This is a genomic window from Sphaerochaeta sp. S2 (genome assembly GCF_016406725.1).
Taxonomy (GTDB): domain Bacteria; phylum Spirochaetota; class Spirochaetia; order Sphaerochaetales; family Sphaerochaetaceae; genus Sphaerochaeta.
Window position 1 is genome coordinate 1 of the sequence record NZ_JAEKNT010000136.1, and the last position, 1,069, is coordinate 1,069.

Consider the following 1,069-nt stretch of genomic DNA (forward strand, 5'->3'; position numbering starts at 1 on the left):
AACTGTTAATAAAGCGATAGAAAAAATGTATTCAGATGTGAGAGTGAGATGAGAATAAAATGCAATGTGTTTTATTTTTTAAAGGTACGGGAGCCACCGGGAACTACACCGTCTAATTCGTCGCAGCGTCAGATGTGTATAAGGGACGAGCGATGGGCTGTGCCCAGCTCACCAGTTTGGGAAGATTCTTTTCCGGGTCTGCACATACAAGTCGCAGGCCTGCTCTCAGAACGGTCTCGGGAATTGTTTTCATGGTATATCCTATGAAGGGAGAAAACCGAGTTGCTCGGCTCTCTCCCCTTTTCATTGCAAGGTTATTCGATTGTTTTCAAGGAAGTGGAAGAAAGAATAATCATTACTATAGATACTATACGAAGGTTCCATGCTGCCCAGCCTACTATGGATGAAATCCAGGGAACGATGAACAACAATACGCTGGCAACAATGAGAATCCATTGCACAGGTTTTGATCCAGGGAGTGAAAGAGCAATTACAGCACATAAGACAATTGCAATTGCAATCACAACACTGAAACCAGAACCTCCTGAGTAGGCATAGAAGAGCGGAGAAAGCGCCGCATACAATCCCAGAACTGCAATTACCCAATCTTGGGCCCGTTTAAATTTTTCCATGTGTACCTCCAAGTACGTTTGGTCTTGTTTTGTGTTTGAAAGATATCATCGAGTGTCTTATCGAGGTACTGTACGAAGGTACAGTTGTGGTACAGTAACGGTTTGTTGCCACAACAGAGGTTTCAAACTATACTTACATACCATATGAAAGAGAATGAATCGACCAAAGCAACACTCTCTTCAGTCTCACGAAACGCTTTGGTGGAAAGGCCTCGATTGGATGAGAAGCTTAAGCTCTCCCTTCATTACCAGACTACTCTGGTGAATGCACCCCATGGGTATGGAAAAACAACAGTAATAGCCCGATTCCTTGCTTCAGGGGGGTACAGCAATGCATACATGCAATGTACCCCTGATGATAATAATCCAAAAACATTTGCCTCCCGTCTGAACCAAATGCTTATTTCCCTGCTTCCACATGTCACTGAGAGTGATGA

The 1,069-nt window shown here is 43.7% G+C and carries 3 protein-coding genes; 1 reads left to right on the forward strand and 2 read right to left on the reverse strand.

The annotated features are described in order from the left end of the window. Positions 1-112 precede the first annotated feature (112 nt). A complete protein-coding gene (locus JF818_RS03600; RefSeq protein ID WP_198890616.1) occupies positions 113-253 on the reverse strand; it encodes a hypothetical protein in 141 nt (46 codons plus the stop codon). A gap of 61 nt (positions 254-314) precedes the next feature. After that, complete coding sequence (locus JF818_RS03605) at positions 315-632, reverse strand: hypothetical protein (RefSeq protein ID WP_198890617.1); 318 nt, start codon at positions 630-632, stop codon at positions 315-317. 144 nt (positions 633-776) lie between these two features. Here JF818_RS03605 and JF818_RS03610 point away from each other — a divergent pair. Beyond that, a partial coding sequence (locus tag JF818_RS03610) for a hypothetical protein (RefSeq protein ID WP_198890618.1) occupies positions 777-1,069 on the forward strand: 293 nt, incomplete at its 3' end.

Excerpts from the sequence above, each read along its gene's own strand:
- JF818_RS03600 (WP_198890616.1), bottom strand. The coding sequence starts at position 253 with ATGAAAACAATTCCCGAGACCGTTCTGAGAGCAGGCCTGCGACTTGTA.
- JF818_RS03605 (WP_198890617.1), bottom strand. The coding sequence starts at position 632 with ATGGAAAAATTTAAACGGGCCCAAGATTGGGTAATTGCAGTTCTGGGA.